The sequence below is a fragment of the Flavobacterium seoulense genome (genome assembly GCF_000695795.1).
GTDB classification, from domain to species: domain Bacteria; phylum Bacteroidota; class Bacteroidia; order Flavobacteriales; family Flavobacteriaceae; genus Flavobacterium; species Flavobacterium seoulense.
In genome coordinates, this window is sequence record NZ_JNCA01000008.1 from 1 (window position 1) to 23,883 (window position 23,883).

At 34.4% G+C, this 23,883-nt stretch carries 21 protein-coding genes; 10 read left to right on the forward strand and 11 right to left on the reverse strand.

Features of this window, described 5'->3' with window-relative positions:
- Positions 1-30: 30 nt before the first annotated feature.
- Entirely contained in the window at positions 31-1,485 is a 1,455-nt protein-coding gene (locus FEM21_RS04680) for a TonB-dependent receptor (RefSeq protein ID WP_035658423.1), read from the reverse strand.
- Positions 1,486-1,588: 103 nt separating this feature from the next.
- On the opposite strand from FEM21_RS04680, the gene FEM21_RS04685 reads away from it, so the two are divergent.
- On the forward strand, positions 1,589-2,353 hold the full coding sequence (locus tag FEM21_RS04685; RefSeq protein ID WP_035658425.1) for an MBL fold metallo-hydrolase: 765 nt from the start codon (positions 1,589-1,591) through the stop codon (positions 2,351-2,353).
- Positions 2,354-2,362: 9 nt separating this feature from the next.
- Positions 2,363-2,863, forward strand: a complete 501-nt coding sequence (locus FEM21_RS04690) for a hypothetical protein (protein ID WP_035658427.1) — start codon at positions 2,363-2,365, stop codon at positions 2,861-2,863.
- 74 nt (positions 2,864-2,937) lie between these two features.
- Here FEM21_RS04690 and FEM21_RS04695 read toward each other — a convergent pair whose 3' ends face one another.
- From FEM21_RS04695 to FEM21_RS04720, 6 genes are all read right to left on the reverse strand, one after another.
- The gene (locus FEM21_RS04695; protein ID WP_035658429.1) at positions 2,938-3,891 is read right to left on the reverse strand and encodes a transketolase family protein; all 954 of its coding nucleotides are present in this window, start codon (positions 3,889-3,891) and stop codon (positions 2,938-2,940) included.
- Positions 3,892-3,999: 108 nt separating this feature from the next.
- The gene (locus FEM21_RS04700; RefSeq protein WP_035658431.1) at positions 4,000-4,854 is read right to left on the reverse strand and encodes a transketolase; all 855 of its coding nucleotides are present in this window, start codon (positions 4,852-4,854) and stop codon (positions 4,000-4,002) included.
- A gap of 161 nt (positions 4,855-5,015) precedes the next feature.
- Entirely contained in the window at positions 5,016-6,533 is a 1,518-nt protein-coding gene (locus FEM21_RS04705) for a flotillin family protein (RefSeq protein ID WP_035658434.1), read from the reverse strand.
- Between the two features lie 9 nt (positions 6,534-6,542).
- Entirely contained in the window at positions 6,543-7,109 is a 567-nt protein-coding gene (locus FEM21_RS04710) for an NfeD family protein (protein WP_035658436.1), read from the reverse strand.
- A gap of 101 nt (positions 7,110-7,210) precedes the next feature.
- A complete protein-coding gene (locus tag FEM21_RS04715) occupies positions 7,211-7,768 on the reverse strand; it encodes an RBBP9/YdeN family alpha/beta hydrolase (RefSeq protein ID WP_035658439.1) in 558 nt (185 codons plus the stop codon).
- Positions 7,769-7,908: 140 nt separating this feature from the next.
- A complete protein-coding gene (locus FEM21_RS04720; protein ID WP_035658441.1) occupies positions 7,909-9,465 on the reverse strand; it encodes a protein adenylyltransferase SelO in 1,557 nt (518 codons plus the stop codon).
- A 235-nt stretch (positions 9,466-9,700) separates the two neighbouring features.
- Here FEM21_RS04720 and tgt point away from each other — a divergent pair, with 235 nt between their 5' ends.
- The 6 genes from tgt to FEM21_RS04750 all read left to right on the forward strand — a co-directional run bounded on the left by tgt (position 9,701) and on the right by FEM21_RS04750 (position 17,030).
- Positions 9,701-10,831, forward strand: a complete 1,131-nt coding sequence (gene tgt, locus FEM21_RS04725; protein WP_035658444.1) for a tRNA guanosine(34) transglycosylase Tgt — start codon at positions 9,701-9,703, stop codon at positions 10,829-10,831.
- A 99-nt stretch (positions 10,832-10,930) separates the two neighbouring features.
- The gene (locus tag FEM21_RS04730) at positions 10,931-12,019 is read left to right on the forward strand and encodes an LptF/LptG family permease (protein WP_035658446.1); all 1,089 of its coding nucleotides are present in this window, start codon (positions 10,931-10,933) and stop codon (positions 12,017-12,019) included.
- Entirely contained in the window at positions 12,006-12,890 is an 885-nt protein-coding gene (locus FEM21_RS04735; RefSeq protein ID WP_035658449.1) for a DMT family transporter, read from the forward strand. The genes FEM21_RS04730 and FEM21_RS04735 overlap by 14 nt, the downstream gene beginning before the upstream one ends.
- Before the next feature lie 190 nt (positions 12,891-13,080).
- A complete protein-coding gene (locus FEM21_RS04740; RefSeq protein ID WP_035658452.1) occupies positions 13,081-14,034 on the forward strand; it encodes an acetyl-CoA carboxylase carboxyltransferase subunit alpha in 954 nt (317 codons plus the stop codon).
- 154 nt (positions 14,035-14,188) lie between these two features.
- Entirely contained in the window at positions 14,189-15,733 is a 1,545-nt protein-coding gene (gene dnaB / locus FEM21_RS04745) for a replicative DNA helicase (protein ID WP_035658454.1), read from the forward strand.
- Between the two features lie 34 nt (positions 15,734-15,767).
- Complete coding sequence (locus tag FEM21_RS04750) at positions 15,768-17,030, forward strand: hypothetical protein (RefSeq protein WP_035658456.1); 1,263 nt, start codon at positions 15,768-15,770, stop codon at positions 17,028-17,030.
- A 96-nt stretch (positions 17,031-17,126) separates the two neighbouring features.
- On the opposite strand, the gene rplT is transcribed toward FEM21_RS04750, so the two are convergent.
- From rplT to thrS, 4 genes are all read right to left on the reverse strand, one after another.
- Complete coding sequence (gene rplT, locus FEM21_RS04755) at positions 17,127-17,471, reverse strand: 50S ribosomal protein L20 (protein ID WP_035658458.1); 345 nt, start codon at positions 17,469-17,471, stop codon at positions 17,127-17,129.
- A gap of 169 nt (positions 17,472-17,640) precedes the next feature.
- Positions 17,641-17,838, reverse strand: coding sequence for a 50S ribosomal protein L35 (rpmI, locus tag FEM21_RS04760; RefSeq protein WP_007810722.1), 198 nt, complete (start codon positions 17,836-17,838; stop codon positions 17,641-17,643).
- A gap of 114 nt (positions 17,839-17,952) precedes the next feature.
- A complete protein-coding gene (gene infC, locus FEM21_RS04765) occupies positions 17,953-18,504 on the reverse strand; it encodes a translation initiation factor IF-3 (RefSeq protein WP_081824634.1) in 552 nt (183 codons plus the stop codon).
- A 22-nt stretch (positions 18,505-18,526) separates the two neighbouring features.
- Positions 18,527-20,473 carry a threonine--tRNA ligase gene (gene thrS, locus FEM21_RS04770; RefSeq protein WP_035658460.1) on the reverse strand — a complete coding sequence of 649 codons (1,947 nt, stop codon included), beginning with the start codon at positions 20,471-20,473 and terminating at the stop codon, positions 18,527-18,529.
- A 230-nt stretch (positions 20,474-20,703) separates the two neighbouring features.
- Between thrS and FEM21_RS04775 the strand changes: the two genes are divergently transcribed.
- Together FEM21_RS04775 and FEM21_RS04780 are read left to right on the forward strand one after the other, a co-directional pair.
- The gene (locus FEM21_RS04775) at positions 20,704-21,306 is read left to right on the forward strand and encodes a biliverdin-producing heme oxygenase (RefSeq protein ID WP_051627478.1); all 603 of its coding nucleotides are present in this window, start codon (positions 20,704-20,706) and stop codon (positions 21,304-21,306) included.
- The gene (locus FEM21_RS04780) at positions 21,303-23,564 is read left to right on the forward strand and encodes an ATP-binding protein (protein ID WP_035658463.1); all 2,262 of its coding nucleotides are present in this window, start codon (positions 21,303-21,305) and stop codon (positions 23,562-23,564) included. Before FEM21_RS04775 ends, FEM21_RS04780 begins: the two co-directional genes overlap by 4 nt.
- Positions 23,565-23,883 lie beyond the last annotated feature (319 nt).

Below are 23,883 nucleotides of genomic sequence, written 5' to 3' on the forward strand. Positions count from 1 at the left end.
CACTTTTTCAGGACTAGACAAAATTGATTTTTATTCAACTAATGTTTTGCTTGGGTCGTAACCAAAAAGATGCTTTTCTTTGATTACTTCCGAAACTCCCGCAGGAAGCATTGGTTCCCATCCTGGTGTTCCATGATTGATCATTTTAAGAACTTCACGAGAGAATACTTTTAGATTTTCAGGATTGTAATCTTCAACATCAATTACTTTTCCGTTGAATTTAAAGAATTTATACAATTCTTTCATTCTAGGATGTACTTTCAGACTTTCGGAAGTAGTGATTTCTCCATTTTCGTCCAGCATTGGATATAAAAATACTTTCATGTCTCTAAAGAATAATTTTCCAAAAGCTTCCAGAATTCCACCACTTAGATGACGATAGTATTTTTCGTCAAAAATATCTACAAGGTTGTTAACGCCCATAGAAAGTCCCATTCGGGCTTTAGTATAATTAGCAAAATATTCTACCACTTTGTAATATTCCTGGAAATTAGAAATCATTACTGTTTGTCCTAACGAACAAAGTAATTCGGCACGATCCATGAAATCTTTTTCGTCAATTTCTCCGTCAGAACGCAGGTTCGATAAAGTGATTTCAAAAATAACCAGCGTGTTTTCTTTTTCTACTTTGTTTTCTTCAAGGAACATTTGTAATGATTTCTCATACATGTCCATATTTACCTTAGTAACCGGACGGAAACTACCTCTAATAGCTAAGATGTTTTTCTTGTATAAAACTGCTGCCGGAAGAATGTTTTTTCCTTTTGGGTTGAACATTACGGCATCTGTCATTCCGTTTTTAACCAGCTGTAAACTGATTAAACGGTTGTCAACATCGGCAAAACGAGGTCCTGAGAAGTTGATAGTGTCAATCTCCAGTTGGTCTTTGTCTAAGTGATCGTATAAGTAACGCAGTAATTTTTTAGGATCGTTGTATTTGTAATAAGCACCATAAATCAGGTTTACACCAAGAATTCCAAGGGTTTCCTGTTGTAATTTGGCATCCGTTTCTTTAAAACGAATATGAAGAATGATTTCATTGTAATCTTCATTTGGGTCAATTTGGTAACTAATTCCTACCCATCCGTGACCTTTAAATTGTTTTGCAAAATCGATAGTAGCTACCGTATTGGCATAACTAAAAAACATTTTGTTAGGATGCTTTTCTCGATTTAGTCGTTTTTCAATTAAGTCAACTTCGTGCGAAAGCATTTTCTTCAATCGGTTTTCAGTAACATAACGACCGTCTTTTTCTACGCCATAAACGGCATCACTAAAGTCTTTGTCGTAAGCCGACATAGCTTTTGCAATAGTTCCCGAAGAACCACCAGCTCTAAAAAAATGTCTTACTGTTTCTTGTCCTGCGCCTATCTCGGCAAATGTTCCATAAATATTTTCATTTAAATTGATACGTAGTGCCTTGTCTTTAATTGAAGGGACTTGTGCAATGACTCTGTCTCCTTTTAGTTTTATTTCGCTACCCATTTTTTTATTTTAAAATTTATGTATTTGCCTGATGTTACAAAGTTAATTAAATAGCTAGCCTAATAAAAGAGAAATAATCCTATTTTTGTGAAAAAAATAAGATTTGAAGGTATATTTTTTAGGTACAGGTACTTCTCAGGGCATTCCGGTTATAGGAAGTGATCATCCTGTATGTAAAAGTACAGATAGTAAAGACAAAAGACTTCGGGTTTCGGTATTGATTCGCTGGGATGATTATTCGTATGTGATTGATTGTGGACCTGATTTTAGACAGCAAATGTTAGCTTCTAATTGTCAAAAAGTAGACGGAATTATATTTACTCATGAGCATGCTGATCATACTGCGGGTTTAGATGATATTCGGCCTTTTAATTTTAGACAGGGCGAAATGCCAATTTACGCTCATCATAGAGTTCTGGATGATATGCGAAGCCGTTTTGGTTATGTTTTCGAAACGGTGAATAAATATCCGGGTGCTCCTTCGGTAAAAACAATTGAAGTTGTTAATAATGAATCTATTCCTATTGGGAATAAATGGGCAATTCCTGTAAATGTGCTGCATGGACATCTTCAGGTTTTTGGGTATCGAATAGACGATTTTGCTTATTTAACTGATGTAAAAACTATTGAAGCTGCCGAAATCGAAAAACTTAAAGATTTAAAGGTCTTAGTGGTAAATGCTTTGCGCGAAGAACCGCATTTTTCACATTTTAGTTTACAGGAAGCTTTGGATTTTATTGCTTTGGTAAAACCTGAAAAAGCTTATTTGACCCATATTAGTCATATTATGGGATTTCATGAAGAAGTACAAAAAAGACTTCCTGAAAACGTGTTCCTTGCTTATGATAATTTAGAAATCACCTTATAATAATTTACAATGAAAAAATCATTTCTGCTCTATGCCTTTATTTTACTGATATTGATTAATGTTTTTACGTATTCGTTTTTGAATAGTGAAGTGAAGTTTGAGCAAAACAGATATGAAAAAACGACCAAGAAACTACGAGATAGCCTGAATTCGGTTACCGCTAAGCTGAATGATGCTAATTATTTTTCGCTAGAAAAAAATGAGAATGCTCAGAATTATTTTGATTCGGCTGTAGCCAATAAAACAATCGCTTACGAGAAATTAATTCCTGTAATAACAGAAAAATTAATGGATTTGAATTCGAATCCAAAAGGGAATCCTTATGTGGGTCAGGATCAGATAGGAGCTAATAAATTTGTAATTAATAAAGTAAAAGTGTTGAACCACCGATGGATAATTGCTGATTATAGCGATGGTAAAATGTGGGGCGAAGTTTTACTGAAGTATTTTGTAAATGAAGATGAAAGTATTTCATTTGAAGTAATGCAATCGTTGCTTTATGCACAATAAAATATGAAATTCAGCTAATAAAAATCCCATTCACCGCGGTGAATGGGATTTTTTGTATATAGTTTAGAATCGAATTATTTTCTAGCGATAACTCTTTCTACAGCTTCAACAATCGCCTGATTGTTTAATTTGTATTTTTCCATTAATTGCTCAGGAGTTCCAGACTCACCAAAACTATCTTTAACAGCTACAAATTCTTGCGGAGTTGGGTTGTTTAAAGCTAATACGCCAGCAACACTTTCTCCAAGACCTCCAAGGTAGTTATGCTCTTCAGCAGTTACAATACATTTCGTTTTAGCTACTGATTTCAAGATAGCCTCTTCGTCTAATGGTTTAATCGTGTGGATGTTGATTACTTCGGCAGAAATTCCTTTTTCTTCTAATTTCTCAGCAGCAATTAAAGCTTCCCAAACTAAGTGACCTGTAGCAACAATTGTTACATCAGTACCTTCGTTTAACATAATTGCTTTTCCAATAACGAATGGCTCGTCAGCAGGAGTAAAGTTAGGTACAACCGGACGTCCAAAACGCAAGTAAGCCGGACCGTGGTGGTCAGCTAAAGCAATTGTAGCTGCTTTAGTTTGGTTGTGATCACAAGTATTGATAACAGTCATTCCTGGTAACATTTTCATCAAACCGATGTCTTCAAGGATTTGGTGAGTAGCACCGTCTTCTCCAAGAGTCAATCCGGCGTGAGAAGCACAGATTTTTACGTTTTTATCAGAGTAAGCAACAGATTGACGAATTTGGTCATAAACTCTTCCTGTAGAGAAGTTAGCAAAAGTTCCTGTGAAAGGAATTTTTCCACCAATAGTTAAACCTGCAGCAATTCCAATCATGTTTGCTTCAGCAATTCCGATTTGGAAAAAACGCTCCGGGTGATTTTTCTTGAAATCATCAAATTTTAATGATCCAATTAAATCAGCACAAAGTGCTACTACATTTTCATTTTTTTGACCTAATTCAGTCATTCCCACTCCAAAACCTGAACGGGTATCTTTGCTTCCTGTATTTATATATTTTTTCATTTTCCTCCCCCAACCCCTCCGAAGGAGGGGAGTTCCTATTGGGGTAATAGGGTTTATGTTATTTATTAATTTCGATAATTCCTCCGCTTTGGGGAGGTTAGGAGGGGATTAATAATCTGAATTGCCTCCTGTGTTATAGTTTTGTCCTAATGCATTAGCTAATTGCTCATCGTTTGGAGCTTTACCATGCCAAGCATGACTGAACATCATATAATCAACACCATTACCCATTTCAGTATGTAGCAATACGCAAACTGGTTTTCCTTTTCCAGTTCTTGCTTTTGCTTCATTCATTCCGCCAATGATTGCTTCAACGTCGTTTCCTTTAGTGATTTCGATAACTTCCCAATCAAAAGCTTCAAATTTAGCACGAAGACTTCCCATTGCTAAAACTTCGTCAGTAGTACCATCAATTTGTTTTCCGTTAAGGTCAACAGTTGCAATTAGGTTATCTACTTTTTTAGCAGAAGCATACATGATAGCTTCCCAGTTTTGACCTTCCTGCAATTCACCATCACCGTGAAGAGTATAAACGATATGATTGTCGTTGTTTAATTTTTTAGCCTGAGCTGCTCCAATTGCTACAGATAATCCCTGACCCAAAGAACCAGATGCAATACGTACTCCCGGTAAGTTGTCATGAGTTGTTGGGTGACCTTGTAATCTTGAATTTAACAAACGGAAAGTTGCTAATTCAGCAACTGGGAAATACCCACTTCTTGCTAAAACGCTATAGAAAACCGGAGAGATATGTCCGTTTGATAAGAAGAATAAATCTTCTCCAACTCCGTCCATGTTCCAACCTTCTTTGCGGTCCATTATGTTTTGATATAAGGCTACTAAAAATTCAGTACAACCTAGAGAACCTCCTGGATGACCTGAATTAACAGCGTGTACCATTCGAAGGATGTCTCTTCTTACTTGGATAATTAAATCGTTTAATTGTTGAGTGTTAGGTTTCATTTTGATCGTAAAAGTTAAACTGTTGCAAATGTAATTTTTATTTTCCCGTAAGACAAATGATTTTTTGAATTGTTTGTTATCAAACGTTATAGTAACAAAAAAAGTCCCGGATTAGGACTTTTTGAGTGTTTTTGGTTTTCTATTTTGAACAGATTGCAACATTATTTTTCGTTTCCAGTTGGTGTCTCCGGGTTTGAAATAGGTGCTTCAATTTGGTTTTCACCTTTTAAATAAGTTGGTAAATTAAGTCCTGCCATATTAAACAAATCGTTCAATGGTGGTACGGTTTTCATCATTCCTGAAATAAAATTAGCTGTAGAACCATTTCCATCGGTGTTGTTTCCAGAGTCCCAAACAGTTATTTTGTCAATTTTAATATTCTTGACAGCTTCCACCTGAGTTTTTACTAATTCAGGTAATTTTTCAATTAATAATAATTGGAACGCTTGTGTTGGGTCGCCACCGGCAGCTTCTACAACTTGTTTGTATCCTTCGGCTTGTTTAGTCAGAATTTCATAAAGACCATTTGCTTCAGCTTCCATTTTGGCAAAAATAGCATCTGCTTCTCCTTTTGCATTTTCTCTGATTCTTTCGGCATCGGCTTGTGCTTCGATAATAGCGCGTTGTTTAGCAATTTCGGCAGGGATTACAATATTAGCAATTTGGGTAGAACGTTCTCTTTCAGAACGTGCAAGCTCGGCTTTTTGTTCAGCAATATAAGATTCTTCTAAGGCTTTAGCTTGCTGTACTTTTTCTGCAGCTATAGCAATGCGTAAAGATTCAGCTTCTTTTTCTCTTCTTAAAGCTTCTGAGTTGGCAATAGCAATTTTAGCCTCATTCTCTCCCTGAATAGCAATAGCATTCGCTTCAGAAGTTTTTACTCTGGTATCTCTTTGGGCTTCAGCTTTTCCAATGGCTTCGTCTTTTGTAGCAGAAGCAATACTAATTTCACGATCTTTTTGAGTAATGGCAATTTTTACATCACGATCTCTATGTGTTTCGGCAATTTGAGTATCTTTTTCTCTGTCTGCCAAAGCTTTTCCAGTTTCCCCAATTTTCTCTTGTTCAGCAACACTAATTTTGGCTTCGTTGATAGCTTTTGCAGCAGCTTCTTTTCCTAAAGCTTCAATATAGCCAGACTCATCTTTAATGTCAGTTACGTTAACGTTGATTAGTTTTAAACCGATTTTTCGTAATTCGCTATCTACGTTTTTAGAAATATTATCTAAAAATTTATCTCGGTCAGAGTTAATTTCTTCAATCGTCATTGTGGCAATTACTAAACGCAATTGACCAAATAAAATATCTTTAGCTAATTCCTGAATTTGCTCCGATGATAAACCTAATAATCTTTCGGCTGCAGTATTCATACTATCTGTTTCCGTCGAAATTGCAATAGTAAAACGGCAAGGAACGTCTACACGAATGTTTTGTCTACTCAAGGCATTAGTTAAATTAGCTTCAATAGATAATGGTTTTAAATCCAGAAAAGCAAAATCCTGAATTACAGGCCAAATAAAAGAACCGCCACCGTGGACACATTTTGCCGAAGTTCCTCCTGTTCTTCCGTAGATTACTAATATTTTGTCTGAAGGACATCTTTTGTATCTTGAAATTAAGGCTGAGATACTTACAAAAAAGACAATTGCGGCTACTACAATAATAATTACTGGTGTCATTGATTGGTTTTAAATGGGTTGTACGATGATTATGTTGTTTTCTATTTTTATTACTTTAACAGTAGTTCCGGAGTTTATTTTTTCATGATGTTCTGTCATGGCTTCTAATTCATGAAAAGTCCCCTTGATGCTAATCATAATTTTTCCTTTTCCTTTTTTGTTTTCAGGAATAGATAAGTATACTTCGGCTGATTTATCTAGCGTATTTTGAAGTTTAAAAGAATTATCTTCTTCTAGTTTTTGAACTTGCTTTATAATGATGAAAAATAAAAATACAAACAAGCATCCTACAATTATCGAAACAATAATTAGTGCTATTGGATTATTTATGGTTCCAAAAAAGGAAATTCCCGTCCAGCTAAAACCCAATAAAAAGTTGATTAGATTTCGAAGAGAAAATAATTGAAAAGTAGTGTCACCTCCATCGAGATTGCCGTCAAAATCGGCTTCAAGTCCATCAGTAGAATCAACACCTAAAAAGGTCATTATTGCCTGAACGCTAAAAATCAGCGTAGTTGGAATAGCTACATACCAAAAAGTTTTTAATAAAGGATCCAGATTTTCTATAATTTCCATAAGTATAACTTTTAAAGGAGAATTTTTCTACAAGTTGTACAAACATAATGAAATTACTTTCTAAATCACAAGAAAAGTCTGTAGTTTTTAGTCTGGTTTATCTATTTTTTATTTTGAGCAATTTGCAATAGTAAGTCTTGTAATATTTCCTGTCCTTCTTCCCAAAGTCCCAAATTTGAAGCAAAGTTGAGATGTCCTTTTGAACCTACATTATAAAAACGACTTCTCCAGTTTTTTGATAAATATTCGGCTCTTTCAACTGAAATGTAAGGATCGTTGTCGCTGGTAATTACTATAGAAGGATAATTTAATTTGTTTAAAGGAATCGGGGCGAAGTTCCAAATTTCCTCAGGAGTGTGCGCTGGAGATTCTACATCGGCAGGAGCAACGAGTAAAGCTCCGGCAATTTTACTGGTGTCATTTTGTTGGGACCAATGCGCCACTAAAGAAACTGCCAGACTATGTGCTACAATAACAATAGGTGTATCAATACTTTTAATAGTAGTATTCAGATTTGTTAACCAATCTTGCAGTTGAGGTTGGTTCCAATTGTCCTGAATTACTTTTTTTGCATTTGGGAAATGATGTAACCAATTGTCCTGCCAATGTCCTGTTGTAGAATCGCCTAATCCGGGAACTATTAAAATACTGTATTCCATAATGCTTTATTGTTGTAATAATTAATGCAAAGTTATAAAATACGATTTATTATATAAAATTAGTGGGTTAAATACGTTGAGTTTTTTTATATAAAAAAAGTACAGCTTTCACTGTACTTTAAGATTTAATAATTTTAGTGCTAAGAACTACAAGAAAGCATTGAACAGCCTACTTTATTTTTAGCCCAATCGGGGCGTTTAGCAAACCATTTTTCTTGATCTTCTTGTTCAGAATAAGGGTTTTTTAATAAATTGAAAAGTTCATCAATAAGGCTGTAATCACCATTGTCGGCAGCATCGATGGCTAGTTGTGCCATATAATTTCGCAATACATATTTTGGATTGATGGCATTCATTTTTTCAGCTCTTTCGGCATTAGACTCTTTCTCTAATTGTAATCTTTGGCTGTAACTGTTAAACCAGTTGTTCCAGATTTCAGTTGTTTCAGTTTCGATAGCATTATAAAAAGCATCTTGAATAATCGAGATTCCTTGTTCTGGATTTTCTTTTTGGAAATGACTTAAATTTCTAAAGAAAATCGTCATGTCGGTTTCTGTTAAATGCAGGTTGTTTTCTAATTCCTGAATGAGTTTTTGATCATTTTCGTTTTCGGAGAAAAGACCAATTTTAGAACGCATCATGTTCAAATATTTGCTTTCGAAAGCAGTGCCAAAATCAGCTAAGACTTTTTCTAATCCTTCTGTTTCTCCAATTAATGGGTATAAAGCATTGGCTAATTGGTACAAATTCCAATGCACAATGTTGGGTTGGTTGCCATAACGGTAACGCTTGTGTTGTGAATCGGTGGTGTTAGGTGTCCAGCCATAATCGTAACCTTCGAGCCAGCCGTATGGGCCATAATCAATAGTTAATCCTAAGATTGACATGTTGTCAGTATTCATTACTCCATGAACAAAACCTACACGTTGCCAGTGAATAACCATTTCCAGACTGTTTTCGGCTACTTTTCTGAAAAATTCGAGATAGGTTTCTTTTGAAGGATTGCCTAATTCAGGGTAAAAATGCTTGATAGTGTAATCAACTAAGGTTTTAAGCGTTGTGACATCATTACGAACAGCCAAAATCTGGTAATTTCCAAAACGTAAAAAACTCGGCGCAATCCGGCTAACGATAGCTCCTTTTTCGTAAGCGGGATTCCCATTATAAAGCACATCTCTTAAAACTTCGTCACCTGATAAAGCTAATGATAAAGCTCTTGTAGTAGGAACGCCCAGATGAAACATGGCTTCGCTGCATAAATATTCGCGGATGGAAGAACGTAAAACAGCTAATCCATCGGCGGTTCTTGAGTAAGAAGTTTTTCCGGCACCTTTAAGTTGAATTGCCCACCGCTGGTTGTTGTGAATAATTTCAGTTAGGTTTATAGCACGTCCGTCGCCAAGTTGTCCTGCCCAGTTACCAAATTGATGTCCTCCATAACACATAGCATAAGGTTTTGTGTCAGGTAAAATTTCGTTTCCGGTAAAAACGTTTTTGAATTCATCAGTTTTTGCGTCAGATTCAGTCAATCCTAATTTTTCTAACATTTCCGGAGAAACGTGAAGTATTTGTGGATTAGCCGTTTTTATAGGTGTTGCATATGAAAAACAGGCATTTTCTACCTGTCTAACGTAGTTTTCGGTAATTGGGTCGGCGGGTAATTCTTTGTTGAAAGTATCCTGAATATTAAGTTTCATTATGCTTGTAGCTAAAATTATTAGTAGTACAAAGTTACAACTTTAAACACCATTTTATTCTAAAATTGCCGTTAAGAAGTCAGGAGAATTTTTACTTAATATTCTTAAATTTCTTAATGTTTAATATAAAAAATCCAGCTGTTTTTTTAAGCGTTAGTTTGCTGTTAAAAAGATGTCACTTTTTTCTAAATTAAACTATCTTTGCCAGCCGAACAATCGGAAGAAAAATCCCAGTATGAAGTTTGATTTATTACAAAAAGACCCACTTTCTAAAGCAAGAGCAGGAAGCATTACCACAGATCACGGTGTGATTGAAACGCCTATTTTTATGCCTGTAGGCACTGTAGCCTCGGTAAAAGGAGTGCATCAAAGAGAATTAAAAGAAGAAATTAATCCTGATATTATTCTTGGAAACACCTATCATTTGTATTTGCGTCCGCAAACTAAAATTTTAGAAGCAGCGGGAGGTTTGCATAAATTTATGAACTGGGATCGTAATATTTTGACGGATTCAGGAGGTTATCAGGTATATTCTCTTTCGAATAACAGAAAAATTAAGGAAGAAGGAGTAAAGTTTAAATCGCATATTGATGGTTCGTATCACTTTTTTACACCTGAAAATGTAATGGAAATTCAGCGTACCATTGGAGCCGATATTATCATGGCTTTTGACGAATGTACGCCTTATCCTTGTGACTACAATTATGCCAAGCGTTCGATGCACATGACGCACCGATGGTTAGACCGTTGTATCAGTCATTTGGATAAAGTACCTGTGAAATACGGTTATAATCAGGCTTTTTTTCCTATTGTTCAGGGAAGTACATATAAAGATTTAAGACGTCAATCGGCGGAATATATAGCTAATTCGGGTCAGGTAGGAAATGCTATTGGAGGACTTTCAGTAGGAGAACCGGCTGAGGAAATGTATGCGATGACTGAGGTAGTTACTGAAATTTTGCCGGAAGACAAACCGCGTTATTTGATGGGAGTGGGAACTCCAATTAATATTTTGGAAAATATTGCGTTAGGAATTGACATGTTTGACTGTGTAATGCCTACGCGTAACGCTCGTAACGGAATGTTGTTTACAGCAAATGGAACGATCAATATCAAAAATAAGAAATGGGAGGATGATTTTTCGCCGATTGACGAAATGGGAATTACATTTGTAGATACCGAATATTCTAAGGCTTATTTGCGTCATCTTTTTGCTGCCAATGAATACCTTGGAAAACAAATTGCTACTATTCATAATCTTGGGTTTTATATGTGGCTGGTTCGTGAAGCCAGAAAACATATTATAGCAGGTGATTTTAGAGCATGGAAAGAAATGATGGTTAAAAATATGAGTCAGCGTTTGTAAAAAAGCAGGAAGCTGGGAGTCAGAAGCTGGAAGTTTCTTAGCGACGAACTTCTAACTCCCCACTTCTAACTTCTAACTTCTAACTTCTAACTTCAAAATATGTTAACAATATTAGATAGATACATCCTGAAACGATATTTAGCTACATTTGGAGCTATGTTGTTGATGTTTATCCCAATTGGGATTATAATTGACGTTTCGGAAAAGATTAATAAAATGATAGAGAACAAAGTTCCGTTTTTGGAAATTGCTACCTATTATTATAATTTCACTATCTATTTTGCTAACGCATTATTTCCTATTTTTCTTTTCTTATCTATTATCTGGTTTACTTCAAAACTGGCAAATAACACCGAAATTATTGCGATTTTAAGTTCCGGAATTTCGTTTACACGTTTTTTAAGACCATTTATCATAGGTGCTACGATAGTTTCTATAGGTGTATTATTAATGGGATTTTATGTGGTTCCAAGAGCTAGTGAAGGATTTAATAATTTTAGATATACTTATTTAAAATCGGGAGGAAGGGAACAAATGGCTGGTGATAATACAGATGTTTACAGACAGCTGAATGATCATGAATTTTTGTATGTGAGTAATTTTAATACTTCGTCTAAAATGGCTTTTAATTTTTCTTTAGAGAGATTTCAAAAAGAAAAAATGGTTTCTAAAATTACTGCCAGCAGAATTAAATGGAATGAAAAAGACAGCACTTACACACTTTATGATTATTCGAAAAGAACCGTAGGGAAATTAGGTGATAAAATAGAAAGTTTACCTGAAAAAAATGTCAAGTTTAAGTTTGAGCTCGAAGATTTAACGCCTGTGGTTTATATCGCCGAAACATTACGTCTGAATGAATTAATCGATTTTATCGACAAAGAAAAAAAGCGTGGTTCTTCGAATATTAATACTTATATGGTAGTATTGTATAAAAAATTCAGTGTTCCGGTTTCGGCATTTATTTTAACGATTATTGCTGTTGCTGTTTCTTCGATGAAACGAAGAGGAGGAATGGGGATGAATCTAACTATAGGAATTGCTGTGGCTTTTGGATTTGTTTTTTTCGATAAGATATTTGGAGTATTGGCCGAAAAATCTACTTTTTCACCATTTGTAGCAGTATGGTTTTCTAATATTGTTTTCGGAATTTTAGCGGTTTATTTATTACGCAATGCCAAACGATAGACTTAAAAGTTATCTCAATCTTCACCTCATTGTTTTTATTTGGGGATTTACCGCTATTTTAGGAGCTTTAATCACCATTGCTGCAGATATAATTGTTTGGTATCGAATGGTTATTGCATCATTCTTTTTAGCTTTTTATATTTTCTTTACTAAAAAATCATTTCGTATTCCCTGGGATGTTTTCCTTAAATTAACTCTTGTAGGCTTACTAATAGCATTGCATTGGATTTTTTTCTTTCATGCCATTCATGTTTCTAATGTGTCGATTACCTTATCGGTTTTTTCATTAGGTGCGTTTTTGGCTTCTTTATTAGAACCTTTGTTTTATGGTCGAAAAGTACTTTGGTACGAAGTATGTTTTGGTTTAATAATCATCGCTGCATTGTCAATAATCATGCAGGTTGAGGTAGCCTATTTTGAAGGGATTCTATACGCTTTTCTGGCTATTTTGTTAGGAGTTTTATTTACCTTGTTTAACGGAAAATTAATTCAAAAACACGATTCGGCAGTAATTACTTTTTATGAGTTTTTAGCCGGAGTTTTTTTTATTTCGGCTTATTTTGTTGTGCAAGAAAGATTCACAGTAGATTTTTTTGATCTTTCTTTCAATAATTGGATGTTACTATTTGTTTTGTCTTCTGTTTGCACCGCTTATGCATTTACAGCTTCTGTAGGTGTAATGAAAAAATTGAGTCCTTACACAGTAATGTTAACGACTAATTTAGAGCCTGTTTACGGAATTGTTTTAGCCTATTTTATTATTGGAGGAAAAGAAAAAATGAGTGCTTCATTTTATGTAGGTGCAGTGATAATTGTGTTAACAGTTATTCTTAACGGAATTTTAAAACACCGAAGTAATTTGAAGAAATAAAAAAATGTAGTTTGAAAATAATATTAATTATTTGATTATAAATGATATAATTGTTTTGAGCTATTTTGCTAAAAGAAACTATCATAAGATTGTATCTTTGTAAAGAGTACTAAAATAAAAAATAAACGGGTGTAAATGATTTAATGTTTTATATTTGCACTTCCAAATAAAATAATAACGCACAAATCCTATGGAATATTTAGATTTTGAGCTTCCAATAAAAGAACTTGAAGAACAGTTAGAAAAATGTCAGGTTATTGGGCAGGAATCAGAAGTTGATGTTACAGCTACCTGTATTCAAATCAACGATAAGCTGATTGAGACTAAGAAAAATATCTATGAAAACCTTACTGCCTGGCAGCGTGTTCAGTTATCAAGACACCCTAGCAGACCTTATACACTAGACCATGTTAGAGGACTTTGTGGAGAAACATTCTTAGAACTTCATGGAGACAGAAGTTTTAAAGATGATAAAGCAATGATTGGTGGTTTAGGAAAAATTGGTGGTCAGTCTTTTATGATTATTGGTCAACAAAAAGGATACAATACTAAAACGCGTCAGTATAGAAATTTTGGGATGGCAAATCCTGAAGGATATAGAAAAGCGTTGCGATTAATGAAAATGGCAGAGAAGTTTAATATTCCTGTTGTTACTTTAATTGATACTCCGGGTGCTTATCCAGGTTTAGAAGCTGAAGAGCGCGGACAGGGAGAAGCAATTGCAAGAAATATTTATGAAATGGTTTTGCTTAAAGTGCCTATTATTACCATTATTGTAGGAGAAGGTGCTTCAGGAGGAGCATTAGGAATTGGAGTAGGAGATCGTGTTTATATGCTTGAAAATACTTGGTATTCGGTTATTTCTCCTGAATCTTGTTCTTCTATTTTATGGAAAAGCTGGGAATACAAAGAGAAAGCTGCTGAAGCATTGAAGCTGACGTCTTCTGATATGAAAAAGCAGGAATTAGTAGATGATGTTATTCCTGAACCATTAGGTGGAGCACATTATGACAGAGAAACTACTTTTAAAACTGTTGAAGAATATATTTTGAAAGGATATAACGAATTGAAAGTTTTATCAACAGAAGAGTTAATCGCTCAAAGAATGGATAAATACACAAAAATGGGAGAGTTTAAAGAATAAGAACTCCATTTTTTAAAATTATAAATCCGTCTCGTGCTAAAACTTAGAACGAGACGGATTTTTTTTGTGTTATAAACAAAAAAGACTTAGTTATAAACATGTTCTTGTAATAACTAAACTGTATTTTTTTAAAAATTTATGTTACTTTCGTAGTATGGAAAATTTCAAGAATGTTAAGCCTGTTAAGGTGGATAAAACAACAATCATCAATCTGGAAAAAGGAAAATTGCCACCTCAAGCGGTTGACTTAGAAGAGGCAGTTCTGGGTGCGATGATGATTGATAAAAAAGGAGTTGATGATGTAATTGATATCCTTCAGTCTGACGCATTCTATAAAGAATCACATAAACACATTTTTGAAGCAATTGTACAATTATTTACCGAAACTCAGCCAATTGATTTATTGACGGTTTCGGCACAATTGAAAAAGAACGGAAAATTAGATTTAGCTGGAGGCGATTTTTATCTAATTCAGCTCACGCAAAAAATATCATCTTCGGCGCATATTGAATTTCACTCAAGGATTATTCTTCAAAAATTTATCCAACGTAGTTTGATTCGGATTTCATCCGAAATTATCGAAGATTCTTATGATGAAACTACCGATGTTTTTGATTTATTAGACAAAGCTGAATCGAAATTGTATGAAGTTACTCAGGGAAATATTAAACGAAGTTCAGAAACGGCACAAAGTTTAGTATTGCAAGCCAAAAAGAAAATTGAAGAAATTAGTAAAAAAGAAGGATTAAGTGGTGTTGAGACTGGCTTTACTAATCTGGATAAACTAACTTCTGGATGGCAGCCAAGTGATTTAATCATTATCGCGGCGCGTCCTGCGATGGGAAAAACCGCTTTTGTATTGTCAATGGCAAGAAATATGGCAATTGATTATGGACACGGAGTAGCGGTATTTTCGCTGGAGATGGCATCAGTACAGTTAATTACCCGTTTAATTTCATCTGAAACAGGATTGTCATCAGAGAAATTGCGTACTGGCAAATTAGAACCACACGAATGGACGATGTTGAGTACAAAGGTGAAAGATTTAGAAAAAGCACCTTTATTTATTGATGATACACCTTCGCTTTCTATTTTCGATTTAAGAGCAAAAGCAAGACGTTTGCATTCGCAACACGGTATAAAGATTATTATCATCGATTATTTGCAGTTAATGACTGCCGGTGGAAATGCTAAAGGAGGTGGAAACCGTGAGCAGGAGATTTCTACTATTTCCCGAAACTTAAAGGCTTTGGCCAAAGAATTGAATGTTCCTGTAATTGCACTTTCGCAGTTATCGCGTGCCGTAGAAACCCGTGGATCCAGTAAACGACCTTTGCTTTCTGACCTTCGTGAATCGGGAGCGATTGAGCAGGATGCCGATATCGTATCGTTTCTGTATCGTCCGGAATACTACAAAATTGACGAATGGGATGATGATGAAGCTGCACCAACAGCTGGTCAGGCCGAAATCATGATCGCAAAACACCGTAACGGTGGAATCGAAAACGTTCGTTTGAAATTCTTAGGGCATTTAGGTAAGTTTGATAACTTAGATGATTACAGCGGTGGTTATGATGACGATTTACCTTCTTCTATGAATCAGGATGATAATTCGTTTATTACTAAAAATCTACCTTCGGCACACGAGGCTTTTGGAAGTAATTTGAATGATGACGACGATGATGATATGCCTTTTTAAGATAAAAGCGCTATATTTGAAATAAAACAGTCTAATGGTTTTTAGAAAAATAGCTTTACTCTTTATTGTCTTACTTTCTTTTTCGGCAAAAGCTTCTTTTATTTTGTTGCCAATGGATGAAACTTCGCAGCAAAATCACTTAAAAGCTTACGGAATTACCTATTGGTGTCTGGATAAAAAATACAAGGCAAGTTGGCTGTTAAACTATCGTGGTGGATCATTTTTGTTACCAGATGCGACTGAAATTCGAAAAGAATGCCAAATTAGAGGCGTAAGTTTTGAAATTCTTTCTGATTCAGAACAACAAACTATTTTGAACGAAATTGCAAGCCCATCGCAAAACATGGAAAATGTAATTCTCGAAAAAGCACCAAAAATAGCTGTTTATACTCCTAAAGGTAAAAAACCTTGGGACGATGCGGTGACTTTGGTCTTAACTTATGCTGAAATTCCTTTTACAGCCATTTATGATGAAGAAGTTTTAAGCGATCAATTAGTTCTTTATGATTGGTTGCATTTGCATCACGAAGATTTTACCGGACAATATGGTAAATTTTATAGTTCTTATCGAAATGTTCCCTGGTATATTGAACAAAAAAAAGAGGCTGAAAATCTTGCTGCCAAATTAGGTTATTCGAAAGTTTCTCAGGAAAAAGGAGCGGTAGCCAAAAAAATAAGAGATTTTGTGATAGGCGGAGGCTTTATGTTTGCTATGTGTTCAGCAACCGATAGTTTTGATATCGCTTTAGCGGCTGATGGAGTTGATATTTGCGAAACCATGTTTGACGGAGATCCAAGTGAAGCCAATTATCAATCAAAATTAAATTATAGTAATTCATTTGCTTTTAAAGACTTTACTCTGGAGAGAAGTCCGGAGAAATACGAGTTTTCAGATATTGATATGACTGAAAAAAGAGTTGTTCCTATGGAGAAAGATTATTTTACGCTGATGGAATTTTCGGCTAAATGGGATCCAATTCCTTCTATGTTATGCCAAAATCATACCCAGCTTATTAAAGGTTTTATGGGACAAACTACGGCTTTTGATGCCGCATTAGTGAAATCGAATATTATAACTTTAGGAACTTGTGAATTAAATGGTGAAGTCAGATATGTTCATGGACAAAAAGGAAAAGGAATGTTTTGTTTTTACGGAGGTCATGATCCGGAAGATTATCAGCATAAAGTGGGTGATGCGCCAACAGTTTTAGATTTACATCCTAATTCTCCAGGATATCGCTTAATATTAAACAATGTTTTGTTTCCTGCCGCTAAAAAGAAGAAGCAAAAAACCTAATTATGCTTGAAAATAGACCATAACAAAAAAAAACCTCATTCGAAGAATGAGGTTTTCTATATAAGTAAGTAATTCTAAATTGAGTTGATAAAACGTTTATTTTACTTTATTAAGTACAGCTTTGAAAGCTTCTGGGTGGTTCATAGCTAAATCAGCAAGAACTTTTCTGTTCAATTCGATTCCGTTAGCTTTAACTTTTCCCATGAATTGAGAATAAGACATTCCTTCTAATCTAGCTCCAGCGTTAATACGTTGAATCCATAATGCACGGAAGTTTCTCTTGTTTTGCTTTCTGTCACGGTATGCATAAAGCATTGCTTTTTCTACCGCATTTTTTGCAACTGTCCAAACGTTTTTACGTCTACCAAAGAAACCTTTGGCTTGCTTCATTATTTTTTTTCTTCTTGCTCTTTTAGCAACTGAATTTACCGATCTTGGCATAATTTTATTGTTTTTTTGTAGCAGGCGTCCCGAATTTAATCAAGAGAACTTATAGCCATACTCCAAGGTTATTGAAATTGTTTTAACCTAAAGAATAAAAAGTTAGAAGTTAGAAGTTAGAAGTTGTGAGTTTTGAAACTCTTAACGAATAACTTTTAACGATTAACAATTATATAATTCTTAATTGTTGTTTGATGCTTTTCATATCTGTAGAGTGAACTAGCGCTGAGTGAGTCAAAGCTAATTTACGTTTCTTAGATTTTTTAGTCAAGATATGACTTTTAAAAGCGTGTTTTCTTTTAATCTTTCCAGAACCAGTAACTTTAAAACGTTTCTTGGCGCTAGATTTGGTTTTCATTTTAGGCATTTTTTCCTAGTGTTTTAATTTATCTTACTTACTTATTTTTGCGAGTTTGCTAAGCTAAAATAGCCTTTGCCAACTCATTATGTTTTCTGCAATCTGCTTTCTGCAAACTGAATACTATTTTTTCTTTTTCGGAGCAATGAACATAATCATTCTCTTTCCTTCAAGAACAGGCATTGCTTCTACTTTTCCGTGTTCTTCTAAATCCTGAGCTAATCTTAATAATAAGATTTGACCTTGATCTTTATAAATAATAGAACGTCCTTTAAAGAAAACAAAGGCTTTTAATTTAGCTCCTTCTTTTAGAAATTTTTCAGCGTTCTTTCTTTTAAATTCATAATCATGCTCATCTGTTTGAGGACCAAAACGAATTTCCTTAACAACAACCTGTGAAGATTTTGCTTTTAGAACTTTTTCACGTTTCTTTTGCTCATAAACAAATTTTTTGTAATCCATGATTTTACAAACCGGTGGATCTGCGTTTGGTGAAATTTCAACTAAATCCAGTTCAAACTCATCTGCTAAGCGTAATGCTTCAGAAAGTTTAAAAACTCCAGGTTCAATGTTTTCACCTACAAGCCTTACTTCTTGCACTCCACGAATAAGATTATTTATTCTGTGTGCATCTTTTTTTTCTACGCGAGGTTGAAAACCTCTGTTGCTTCTTATTGCTATGACTTTAAAATTTAAGTTAAACTGTAAATACTTTTAATGTTTTGTTTATTTCTTCGGTTACAATCGAAGCAAATTCTTCTATTGTTACACTAATATTTCCTTTTCCTTCCTGACCTTGACGACGGATAGAAATCGTACCGTTTTTCTCTTCTTCCTCACCTACAATCAGCATAAATGGGATTTTTTGTAATTCGGCATCCCTAATTTTCTTACCAATTGTTTCGTTTCGGTTATCAATTAGCCCGCGAATTTCGTGATTTTCTAGCAATTCTAAAACTTTTTTGGCATAATTTTCATATTTCTCGCTCAAAGACAAGATAATAGCCTGTTCAGGCATAAGCCAAAGAGGGAAATTTCCTGCTGTATGTTCCAGTAAAATAGCTATAAAACGTTCCATAGATCCAAAAGGAGCTCTGTGAATCATTACCGGACGATGTAGTTCATTATCTGATCCTTTGTATGTTAGATCAAAACGTTCAGGTAAATTGTAATCTACCTGAATAGTTCCAAGTTGCCATTGTCTTCCAAGAGCATCTTTAACCATGAAATCTAATTTTGGTCCGTAAAAAGCAGCTTCACCATATTCAACAACAGTGTTTAATCCTTTGTCGCGTGCAGCGTTAATAATCGCGTTTTCTGCTTTTTCCCAGTTTTCATCTGTACCAATGTATTTTTCTCTGTTTTCCTGATCTCTCAATGAAATTTGAGCAGTAAAATTTTCGAAACCTAATGAACCAAAAACATAAAGAACTAAATCAATTACTTTTTTAAACTCTTCGTCTAATTGTTCCGGAGTACAAAAAATGTGTGCATCATCCTGAGTAAAACCACGTACACGAGTTAAACCGTGTAATTCTCCAGATTGCTCGTATCTATATACAGTACCGAATTCAGCATAACGCTTAGGTAAATCTTTATATGACCAAGGTCTTACATTGTAAATTTCGCAGTGATGAGGACAGTTCATTGGCTTTAATAAAAACTCTTCGCCTTCGGCAGGAGTGTTTATTGGTTGGAAACTATCTGCTCCATATTTTGCGTAATGTCCAGAAGTTACATACAATTCTTTTTGTCCAATATGTGGAGTAGCAACTTGCTCGTAACCTGCCTTTTTCTGTGCTTTTTTCAGGAATTGTTCTAGTCGGTCTCTTAATGCAGCTCCTTTTGGTAACCATAACGGTAAACCTTGACCTACTTTTTGAGAGAAAGCAAACAATTCTAATTCTTTCCCTAATTTTCTATGATCACGACGCTTTGCTTCTTCTAATAAAGCTAAATATTCAGTAAGATCTTTTTGTTTAGGAAAAGAAGTACCGTAAACACGTGTCAATTGTTTGTTTTTTTCGTCACCACGCCAGTAAGCACCAGCAACGCTCATTACTTTCATGGCTTTGATGATTCCTGTATTTGGAATATGACCTCCACGACATAAATCCGTAAAAGTGTCGTGGTCACAAAATGTAATTGTTCCGTCTTCAAGATTCGAAATCAATTCTGTTTTATATACGTTATCCTTGTATAATTCTAAAGCTTCTGCTTTTGTAACAGGACGCAATTTGAATTCGTGTTTTCCTCTTGAAATTTCAAGAACGCGATCTTCAATTTTTTTGAAATCAGCTTCGGTGATTTTTTGATCTTCAAAATCCACATCGTAATAGAAACCGTTTGCAATCGCAGGACCAAGAGTTAATTTGATTCCAGGATACATTTCTTCCAGAACCTGTGCCATTACGTGAGAAGTAGAATGCCAGAAAGCTTTTTTTCCTTCAGCATCGTTCCATGTATATAATGTAAGGCTACCGTCGGTGGTCAAAGGAGTAACGGTTTCAATAGTTGTACCATTGAAAGAAGCAGAAATTACATTTCTTGCAAATCCTTCGCTAATGTTTTTAGCAACATCCATTGGAGTCACGCCTGACGCAAACTCTCTAACTGACCCATCGGGCAAAGTAATCTTAATCATTCTTTAAATTTTATGGACTGCAAATATAAATGATTTGCAGTAACTTCGATAATAGGATTTGTATAATTTTTATGAAGAAATTGAAGGTTTTTTAAAATAAAATGGAGTGTGGGCTAATTGTATCGAATTTGTAAAGTAATTTGATTATTTTTGAAAAAATACTAAGTTAAATATAATCTTCATGTTGGCGTCAAAATCTTTTGATGACAAAAAAATACCCCCTATTTTTTATGACAAGCTCTCATAATCAAACCGTTTCTCAAATTACTTTTTTAGATGAACTTAGGTCGTCTACATCATCTCTTCATAAGCAATTAGAATCTGTGTCATTGTCTCAGCTAATTGTTTCTCCTGAAATTACAGTTCAAAAATATGCCGAATATTTGTTGGTTATGCAATCTATAGTGAAAGATGTGGAGGCAAAGGTGTATCCTGTGATTTCGAATTTTATTTCAGATGTTGATCAGAGAAAGAAACTGAATTTAATACAGTCTGATTTAAGAGTTTTGGGTTTTTCCGCAAGAAATGAGAGTACAGCATTTGATGCTGATTTTGAAATTCCGTTTGCATTGGGAATTATGTATGTTTTAGAAGGTTCTTCACTTGGAGGAAGGGTTATTTTGAAAAATATCGAAAAACAATTAGGTTTTACTTCTGATTACGGTGCTCAATATTTTGCCGGCTATAAAGAAAATACGGGTTTATTATGGAAAAATTTTATTTCAGAAATGGTTCGGTACGAAGAGGATCATGATTGTGGAGATGTAATCATTGAGGGGGCAAATTTTGCCTTTGGAATTATTCATAAGCATTTTGAAAACTACGCTAAATGAAGATAAGAGATATTGTAAACAGGGATATTGTCAATTTGACTAATTGTGAAAATGAACCAATTCATATTCCGGGAAGTATTCAGCCTCATGGTTTGTTAATTGGATTGACAAAAGAGTATAAGATTGCTTTTTGCAGTGAAAATATTTCTACGTATTTGTCTTTTAAATATGCGGAAGTTTTAGGAAAAGATTTTAAGGATGTTTTTGGTGATGAAAATTTTGATATAATTAAAGGTTCTTCGTTAAATGCAAATGTATTGCAGGTGAAAATGGAATTGGAAAAAAAAATGTTTCAATGCTTTTTTCATCAAAGTAATGATTATTATGTATTCGAAGCAGAGCCTTGTGATGTTAAAATCGAGAGTGTTACCGATGTTTATAATCAGACACTTCAGTTTATAAATTACATGAATACTACGCAATCGCTTAAAAGCCTTTGTCAGATGGTTGCTAGTGAAACGCGTTCATTGACGGGTTATGATCGTGTAATGGTTTATCGTTTTGATAAAGAGTATAATGGTGAAGTTTTTGCTGAATGTTGCCGTGAAGATTTAGAACCGTTTTTGGGTTTGTATTATCCGCATACCGATATTCCTGTCCAGGCAAGAGAGTTGTATATGCGGAATGTGTTAAGGTTAATTACGGATATGGATTATACGCCTGTACCTATATATACAATAGATGACGATAAGGATAAAAACTTAGATTTGAGTTTGTCTATATTAAGGAGTACTTCGCCTATACATGTTGAATATTTAAAAAACATGGGTGTTGGTGCAACGTTGACTATTTCGTTAATACATCAGGGTAAATTGTGGGGGTTGATTGCTTGTCATCATTATTCATCTAAAAATATCACTCCTGAAATAAGATTGGCTGCGCAACTTCAAGGGCAGTTTATTACTTCTCAAATTGATGTTAGGCAATCAAATGAGGAATATGAAGTTTCCAGAAAAACTAATAATGCTCTGGAAAAAGTTACTGGGCTTGATTTGCCTCCTATTATGGAGTCGTTTAAAATTATTAGTGTTAGTCCTGAATTGCTTAAACTTTGTAATGCTTCGGGTGTTTCATTATATATAAATGGAGAGGTTTATAAAAATGGAGTTACACCGCCGGCAAGTGTTATTCCGTCTTTGTCTGACTGGCTTTTTGATCATTCTAATGATAGTAGCTTTATTACAGATAAAATAATTGATTTTATTCCGACTATGAAATCGGTGTGGGATAAAATTTCTGGGGTTGTTTATCATTCATTAGGAAAAAATAATTCTATTATATGGTATCGAACTGAAACGATAATCGAGGTAAACTGGGGGGGAGATCCAAATAAAGCGATTGTTAAAGATGAAAATGGCTTGCATCCAAGGAATTCTTTTGCAAAATGGAAACAGATAAGTAAAAACAGAAGTACTCCGTGGTTGCACCCTGAACTTAATGTTGCGGCAAAATATGCGCACGCTCTGCAAAAGCAAATTAATTTGATGTTGTTGAGTGATGAAGAAATTAAATACCGTAAATTAAGTGAGAAGTTAAAAGAAAGTAATGAGGAACTTCAGAATATAAACTGGATTAGTACTCACGATCTTCAGGAGCCTTTGCGTAAAATACAGGTTATTTCTTCTATGATGTTGTTTAAAGAAAAAGATAGTATGAGTGATAATATGATTGATTCACTGGATAGAGTGAGTAAGTCAGCGATGCGAATGCAGAATTTACTATCAGATATTCTTAAATATACTCGAATTAAAAATGCGGATAAAGCATTTGAGTTGGTTGATATGAATGAGATTCTAAAAGAAGTTCTCTTGGATATAAAAGATAACATAATAGATACAGAAGCGGAAATTGTTTCTTCTGATTTACCTTCTGTATATGTGGTTCCTTTTCTTATGAAGCAGCTTATCTCAAATATTCTCTTGAATTCTCTAAAATATTCCTCTCCGGATAGAAAGCCACTTATCGCTATCTCTGTTGAAAAAGAAGTAAAAGATGTCAATTACGGAGATTCAACCTATTTTAAGTTTGTTTTTGAGGATAACGGAATAGGTTTTGATCAGGAATATGCCGAAAGTATATTTAATATTTTTACAAGATTGCATAGTCAGAACGAATATATGGGCTCTGGAGTGGGGCTGGCGCTATGTAAAAAGATTATTCAGGCGCATAATGGTTATATTTCTGCAAAAAGTTCTCCAGATAAAGGGGCGGTATTTATGGTTTATTTGCCATTTCAGGATGATTTAAAACAGAATTAGTTTTGTTAGAGAAAAACTTTGTTTTTTAACTTTCATATTTCCAGTGTATTAAAAAATAGTTTTAAAATAGTTTGAAAAAGCTATTGTTTAAACGGAAAAAGGTTCTACTTTTGCACCCGCAACAGCGAATACGTTCTAAGATATACTGACAAGCAAGTGATGATTATTTTAAAAATAAAAGTCAAAAAAAAGCTTGTGAGATAAGAAAAGAAAAATTAGCTTTGCACTCCGCAAAAGTGGCAAGTTATTTGAAATAATGGTTAGAGAAAAGTTTTTTAAGCTTTGAAAAAAAAGAATAAAAAAAACTTTAAATTTTTCT

Coding starts and splice junctions, on each gene's coding strand:
- FEM21_RS04730 (WP_035658446.1), top strand. CDS start 10,931: ATGTTAACAATATTAGATAGATACATCCTGAAACGATATTTAGCTACA.
- FEM21_RS04700 (WP_035658431.1), bottom strand. CDS start 4,854: ATGAAACCTAACACTCAACAATTAAACGATTTAATTATCCAAGTAAGA.
- FEM21_RS04740 (WP_035658452.1), top strand. CDS start 13,081: ATGGAATATTTAGATTTTGAGCTTCCAATAAAAGAACTTGAAGAACAG.
- rpmI (WP_007810722.1), bottom strand. CDS start 17,838: ATGCCTAAAATGAAAACCAAATCTAGCGCCAAGAAACGTTTTAAAGTT.
- FEM21_RS04695 (WP_035658429.1), bottom strand. CDS start 3,891: ATGAAAAAATATATAAATACAGGAAGCAAAGATACCCGTTCAGGTTTT.
- dnaB (WP_035658454.1), top strand. CDS start 14,189: ATGGAAAATTTCAAGAATGTTAAGCCTGTTAAGGTGGATAAAACAACA.
- FEM21_RS04775 (WP_051627478.1), top strand. CDS start 20,704: ATGACAAGCTCTCATAATCAAACCGTTTCTCAAATTACTTTTTTAGAT.
- FEM21_RS04735 (WP_035658449.1), top strand. CDS start 12,006: ATGCCAAACGATAGACTTAAAAGTTATCTCAATCTTCACCTCATTGTT.
- FEM21_RS04705 (WP_035658434.1), bottom strand. CDS start 6,533: ATGACACCAGTAATTATTATTGTAGTAGCCGCAATTGTCTTTTTTGTA.
- FEM21_RS04710 (WP_035658436.1), bottom strand. CDS start 7,109: ATGGAAATTATAGAAAATCTGGATCCTTTATTAAAAACTTTTTGGTAT.
- FEM21_RS04680 (WP_035658423.1), bottom strand. CDS start 1,485: ATGGGTAGCGAAATAAAACTAAAAGGAGACAGAGTCATTGCACAAGTC.
- FEM21_RS04690 (WP_035658427.1), top strand. CDS start 2,363: ATGAAAAAATCATTTCTGCTCTATGCCTTTATTTTACTGATATTGATT.
- FEM21_RS04715 (WP_035658439.1), bottom strand. CDS start 7,768: ATGGAATACAGTATTTTAATAGTTCCCGGATTAGGCGATTCTACAACA.
- FEM21_RS04780 (WP_035658463.1), top strand. CDS start 21,303: ATGAAGATAAGAGATATTGTAAACAGGGATATTGTCAATTTGACTAAT.
- tgt (WP_035658444.1), top strand. CDS start 9,701: ATGAAGTTTGATTTATTACAAAAAGACCCACTTTCTAAAGCAAGAGCA.
- FEM21_RS04720 (WP_035658441.1), bottom strand. CDS start 9,465: ATGAAACTTAATATTCAGGATACTTTCAACAAAGAATTACCCGCCGAC.
- rplT (WP_035658458.1), bottom strand. CDS start 17,471: ATGCCAAGATCGGTAAATTCAGTTGCTAAAAGAGCAAGAAGAAAAAAA.
- thrS (WP_035658460.1), bottom strand. CDS start 20,473: ATGATTAAGATTACTTTGCCCGATGGGTCAGTTAGAGAGTTTGCGTCA.
- FEM21_RS04750 (WP_035658456.1), top strand. CDS start 15,768: ATGGTTTTTAGAAAAATAGCTTTACTCTTTATTGTCTTACTTTCTTTT.